This window comes from Lamprobacter sp. (genome assembly GCF_034860625.1).
Taxonomy (GTDB): Bacteria; Pseudomonadota; Gammaproteobacteria; order Chromatiales; family Chromatiaceae; genus Lamprobacter.
In genome coordinates this window covers 1-6,014 of record NZ_JAYESN010000190.1, presented here as the reverse complement: position 1 = coordinate 6,014, position 6,014 = coordinate 1, and the positions used below count along the sequence as shown (strand labels likewise).

The window sequence follows — 6,014 nt, the reverse complement described above, 5'->3', positions numbered from 1 at the left end:
CGCGCGTAATCTGATCCAGGCCGACTGGCGGCGTATCCAATGAAGATCGTTCATGATGGAGGCGGGATGTACCGTCAACACGCAGCGACGGGGCTGACCGAGGTCGCGAGCGGTCAAAGCGCGCGGCCCCCGGATGCGCACCTGTTCGATGATGGCGGCGGCGCGAAAGCGTACGGATTGCGGGCCGTCATCAGCCTCCTGCATCTGGCACGGATGGTGGTAGGCTTGCGCCATCAAATTATGGGGGAGTCACTGGCCGATGTCCGCTGACGTCAACTACGAATACTCATCGAATGCGCTGGTGCCGCGTCCGGGCACGGGGCTGGCCGAGACCGGACGGCGCACGCATCCGGTGCTGGCGCGTATGAGCCGCGATCTGCTGGCGCGGGCCGAGGTGCAGGGGTTGAGCACGGCCCGCTATCGCTTGGGGAAGTATGTGCTGCGCGAGCCGGATTATCGGCAGATTCTGGATTGGGCGGAGGCGTTGGGGAAAGCGCCGGAATGGGTGTTGGAGCAGTTGGAGCAGTTGGAGGAGTCAAAGCTAGAGCCTGAAGAAGACGATGATCTTAACCCCATCGTTTTTGCTGCTGAGGATGGTGACATTCAGAGCTTGGTTTGGGATTTCGAGCGTCTGCCGGTTGTGCCAGAGCCGTGGCGGGACGGGTTATTGATCCATACCTTGGGGTTGAAAGGCACATGGCCTAAGCCTGACAGTGCATGGCGTCCTGATCTGCTTTATCTAAAGCGCGTCCATTGCCGCGACGTTGGATTATCGCGAATCGACCTTTCGGCGGTGCCGAGGCTGACCTCGCTCAATTGCGCGGTCAATAAACTTACCAAAGTGGATCTAACGCAGGTACCGGAGCTAACCAATCTCGACTGTTCGGGCAATGCACTTACCGCGTTAGATCTAACGCCGGTACTAGGGCTGACCATGCTCTACTGCTGGGATAATCAACTCACCGACCTGGATCTGATACCGGTACCGGGGCTAACTACGCTCTACTGCGGCGACAACGCACTCACCGACCTGGATCTGACACCGGTACCGGGACTGACCGACCTCTACTGCGGCGGCAATCCTCTAACTGATCTGGATCTAACGCCTGTGCCTGGGCTGACCCACCTCGCCTGCGGTGGCAACCAACTTACTGATCTGGATCTGACACTAGTGCCAGGGCTGGCCACGCTCTACTGCCAATCCAACCAACTCACCGACCTGGATCTGACACCGGTACCGGGACTGACCGACCTCATCTGCGACGACAATCCTCTAACCGACCTGGATCTGACGCCTGTGCCTGGGCTAACTGAACTCCGCTGCGGTGGCAACCAACTCACCGAGCTGGATCTGTCGTCAGTGCCAGCGCTGATTTACCTTTCGTGCGATAAATCCGTCCGCCTCATCAATCCCCCCGCCAATCTCAAAGTCTGAAGGCAATGGAGGCAATAACCCATGCACTCCACCCCCTGGCTCCTCCTCGACACCGAGACCACCGGCTTCAAGCCGCCGATCTTCGTCGTCGAGCTGGCCGCCCAGCGGATGCGCGGCTGGGAGCCGGAGGGCGAACCCTTCGTGCGCCTGCTCGATCACGGCGTCGCCATCCCGCCCGAAGCGGCGCGCGTCAACGGCTACACCCGCGAGATCCTCGAACGCGACGGCGAACCGCCATCCGCCGTCTATGACGCCTTCGCCGACTACGCCGAAACGCGCCCACTGGTCGCCTACAATCTGAGCTACGACCTCGATCAAGTCCTGCGCCCCGAATGGCAACGCCTGGGCCGCGCCCCCATCGGTCGCCACGGCTTCTGCGCCCTGCGTCTCGCCCAACGCCTGCTCGACCCCGTACCGGCGGGCAACTGCAAACTCCAGACTCTGCGCCAGTTCTACCGCCTGCCCGCACGCGGCGCCCATACCGCCCTGGGTGATGTCGAAACCGTCGTCGATCTGCTGCAACAGGTCTTGCGCCCGCTGGCCGAGGCGCGCGGACTCACCACCTGGGAGACCCTGAGCGCCTACGCCGAAGCCCCCTGGTTTCCCTCCCGCCTCGCCTTCGGCAAATACAAAGGCCGCGACTTCCGCGAAGCCCGCCACGACGCCGACCTGCGCGGCTGGCTCGAATGGCTCGCCGCCTCCAGCACCCCGCGCAGCGCCGAGATGGGCCGCTGGTATCTCGACCGACTCGACGATGCCCTCAAATCCGACCCCATCACGCCCGCGACCCTGCTCATCGACCTCGACTCCGAAACCGGCGCCGGTCTGATCCTCTACCGCGACCCCGAACGCGAAACCCTCAACCGCCTGATCGACGCCGCCCGCACCCGACTGGCCGAACTCGAAGCCGAATCTGCCCGCGAACATCAGACCGTCGCCGTGATCCAGGCCCGCCTGTTCGAGCGTCTGCGCCCGCTCTACCAACGCCGCGACGCCTTACAGATCGTCATCGACTACCGCCGCCGCTATCTCGACCTGCTGCTGATCGAAGGCGAGGACGCCGCCGAAGCCGCCACCGCCGACTATGCCCAAGCCCGAGCCGACACCGAGCGCGAGTACGAAGACGCCGCCGCCGAAGCCGGCCAGCAACGCGAACTGACCGAGGACGAAGCGCGCGAACTCAAGACCCTGTTTCGCCAACTGGTCAAGCTCTACCATCCCGACCGTTACGCCCACGATCCCGAACGTCAGGCCATCCATGAGCGCCTGATGCAGGAGATCAACCAAGCCCGCGACCAGGGCGACATCGACCGCCTGCGCGAGATCGCCCGCGACCCTAATGCTTTCCTCGCCCGTCAGGGACTCGCCGGCCTCGACTTCAGCGACGACGCCGACCTGACCAAACTGCGCCAACTCTACGACAGCCTGCAAGGGCGGATTCTGGCGACCCTGGAGGAACTGGCCCGACTGCGCGAGAGCCACGACTACGAACTCCATCGCCTCAGCCAACAGCGCCCGGAACTGCTCGACAACGTCGCCGACGCCCAGGCCGAGACACTGCGCGCCGAGATCGCGACCCTGCAAACCGAAGCCGACCGACTGGCCGCCGAAATCACCACACTGACCGGATCACCTGAGATTCTGACCGATTGATCGAACCCGCCAACGCCGATCTTTTTGTGCAATCCAGACTAGACTACAGGGGGTTCCTTGCCCATGTCCGCCAACTATAACCACGAATCCTCATCAAACTCGCTGGTGCCACGTCCGAGCACAGGTCTGGCCGAGACTGGACGGCGCACGCATATGGCCGCTCGACCTAATCGCCGGACAATACTGCCCCAAAGCCCCAGATTCCAGGGGATGTTCGTATCCGCGAGTCAGGGCGAATGACTATACGGTGCTGGAGCGTATGAGCCGCGATCTACTGTCGCGGGCCGAGGCGCATGGATTGAGCACGGCACGCTATTGCTTGGGGAAGTAAGCGGGCGTCCACATTTAGGCTAGATTTCGGGTAGCGGCGAGTACAATTATCTAAATCATACGGGACTTAATGGTGCAAAACGTGTTGCTTAGCGATCGGTCGGCTAGGTAGCCTTCTGGTTACCGAGATCCTTAGGGGGAAACTTGAAGCGAAATAGGTTTAAAAAGAGCAGTAGGGGGTTAAGAGGCTGTTTAGAAAGTCGGAGGGAATGGGTTTCATATCAATCACGTTGCATAAGCAATCTGATTGTCGCAGAGGTCGCGAAGTAGAAGCCGGATTGACGCGATATAGATTTGTGCTTGACTCGAATTCGGATCACGCTCGTCGTCTTTGCTCAAACGGCGTGCGCGAGAGAACCAAGCGAAACTGCGTTCGACCACCCATCGACGGGGGAGGACATGAAAGCCCTTTGCTCCTTGTTGCTTTTTCACGACCTCGAGGACGCACTGGAACCGGGCAAGTACCCAGTCGTGGAGTTCTCGGCCAATGTAGGCGCTGTCGGCCCAGATCTTCCGGATGGTGTTGGCGGCTTGAAACAGCTTCTCCAGCACCTCGGGGGCGGCTTTGCCATCGTTGATCCCCGCCGAGTGTACGACCGCGACGATTAGATAACCCATTGTATCGACGACAATGTGTCGCTTGCGACCCTGGATCAGCTTGCCGCCGTCGAACCCGGATTCGACGCGGGATTCCGGGGGTGCCTTTGACGCTTTGGCTATCGATGATCGCCCCTGATGGTTGTGGGTGACGCCCGGCGCGTTTGCGTGCAAGCTGCCGCAACACGTCGTGAATGATCTCCAAGGTGCCGTCCTTGCGCCACTTGGTGTCGTGATAGAACACGACCGAGTGGGGCGGGAAATCCTTCGGCAGCGATCGCCACTGGCAGCCCGTCTTGTTGACGTAGAAAATGGCATTGAGCACGGCGCGAAGATCATGTTCAACTGGGCGACCCTTGATCGTCGCCTGGGCCTCAGTGAGGAGTGGACCGATGATGTCCCATTCCGCTTCGGTGACGTCGCTATCATAGCCCTTGCGCGTTGGATGCTGCTCTGGATTCATTGCAAGACCCCCAATGAACTGGCGAGTGAACCGCTTCTCGCCGAAGATCATGGAGATGATGTCATAAAAATCAAGGCTTTAGTTTCCAAACAGCCTCTGAGGGTCAGGCGGATCGAAGTCTAACCCCTGACCATCATAAGTTAGTCCTAAATGCACTGTTAGTTCAAAAATGAGGCGCACATGGAACTTGGACCTATACCTAATCACTTAAAGCGCGCTATGCGAGAGCATTTTCTCTCTGAATTGAAGGGGCGCCACTCGTTGGAGACCTATGAATTAGACCTTTTTTGGTGGTTTCGCAGGGAAACGGAAGAAACCTGGTTGCAGATGGATGTAGAGGAGCAAAAATACATTCAAGAACAGATTGCTGCTGGGGCCGAGGAGATCAACGACAGCGGGATTGTCACTGTCGACTACTATCGCAAGAGAATGCGATTCTCTCACATAATATTTCTCACATCTCTACTGGAAAGCGGAATGAAGCGGGAGTGCAATCGACTGACTATCGCTCTGCACGAGAAGATTTTGTTTAAAGCCTCTGATTTAAAGGGTGATCCGTGGAGCGCTCGAAAGGTCTTTCTTGAGAGATATGGGTCATTTCAAACGCCCAATGATCTTTGGGATCCAATCAAGAAGCTTCTGGCTGTGCGTAATGCTCTTGTGCATCATAATGGTGAAGTTTCTATGCTCACCAAAGACCAAGCCGCTGCTCTAGGAAAGATTCCGGGCATAGATGTCAAGCGAAGCGAAATTGACATTGATGTTAGCTATGTGGATCAGGCATCAGAATCAGTCCGCAAAATTATGAAGTTTCTTCATGACAAAACCAATTCCGTCGTAGACCGAGCTGTTAAACCACAGATTGTCACGTAGTAGGGCCTAACAGAAAAAGAAGTCTAGTCGAATTATTAGAACTGAACGCTCAGGTTTGTTCAGCCAGACAACGCCAAAGGCGCTTGTGTCAGCACTCCTACTATCCGGCCTTGCCTCATCCTCCACTACAGTTGCCGTTTCGCTGTCTGGATCATCGTCGATCGCCCATAGATCAACACCAAGGCCGCGCGCATGCTATGACCCGCACAGTCAGCAAGCGGTCATCACACCAAGCCTTATGTCTCAGCAAAAGCTCCCGATCGGCATCCAAACCTTCCGCAAGATTCGCGAAGGCGGCTTCACCTATGTCGACAAGACCGTCGAGGCCCACGCGCTGGCCACACAAGCCGGGGTCTACTTCCTCTCGCGCCCACGCCGCTTCGGCAAGAGCCTGTTCGTCGATACGCTCAAGGAGCTGTTCGAGGGCAACGAGGCGCTGTTTCGCGGCCTGCACATCCATGACCAATGGGACTGGACTCAGTGTCATCCGGTCATTCTGCTCGACTTCGCTGCCGGTGTGGTCCAGAGCCGTGTCGAGCTGGATCGGCGCATCCGGCAACTGATCGACACCAACGGTCAGCGGCTTGGGATCGATTGCAACTGGGAGAACAAGGATATCCCAGGCTGTTTCAGCGAACTGATCGCGCGCGCTCACGAACACGC

General features: G+C 58.5%; 6 protein-coding genes. 4 read left to right on the top strand and 2 right to left on the bottom strand.

The window, feature by feature from the left end:
• Positions 1-234 (bottom strand): hypothetical protein (locus tag VBE63_RS23605; protein ID WP_323685465.1); only part of this gene is annotated, 234 nt, incomplete at its 3' end.
• 25 nt (positions 235-259) lie between these two features.
• Between VBE63_RS23605 and VBE63_RS23600 the strand changes: the two genes are divergently transcribed.
• Complete coding sequence (locus VBE63_RS23600) at positions 260-1,435, top strand: leucine-rich repeat domain-containing protein (RefSeq protein WP_323685464.1); 1,176 nt, start codon at positions 260-262, stop codon at positions 1,433-1,435.
• Positions 1,436-1,456: 21 nt separating this feature from the next.
• Positions 1,457-3,088, top strand: a complete 1,632-nt coding sequence (locus VBE63_RS23595) for an exonuclease domain-containing protein (RefSeq protein WP_323685463.1) — start codon at positions 1,457-1,459, stop codon at positions 3,086-3,088.
• Positions 3,089-3,643: 555 nt separating this feature from the next.
• Here VBE63_RS23595 and VBE63_RS23590 read toward each other — a convergent pair.
• Positions 3,644-4,478, bottom strand: a protein-coding gene (locus VBE63_RS23590) for an IS5 family transposase (RefSeq protein WP_323685466.1) whose coding sequence is annotated in 2 segments (ribosomal slippage) — positions 3,644-4,099 and positions 4,101-4,478 — 834 coding nt in all. Because the reading frame shifts where the segments join, the coding sequence is not laid out codon by codon here.
• Between the two features lie 180 nt (positions 4,479-4,658).
• Here VBE63_RS23590 and VBE63_RS23585 point away from each other — a divergent pair.
• Complete coding sequence (locus VBE63_RS23585; protein ID WP_323685462.1) at positions 4,659-5,351, top strand: hypothetical protein; 693 nt, start codon at positions 4,659-4,661, stop codon at positions 5,349-5,351.
• 238 nt (positions 5,352-5,589) lie between these two features.
• A partial coding sequence (locus tag VBE63_RS23580) for an AAA family ATPase (RefSeq protein ID WP_323685461.1) occupies positions 5,590-6,014 on the top strand: 425 nt, incomplete at its 3' end.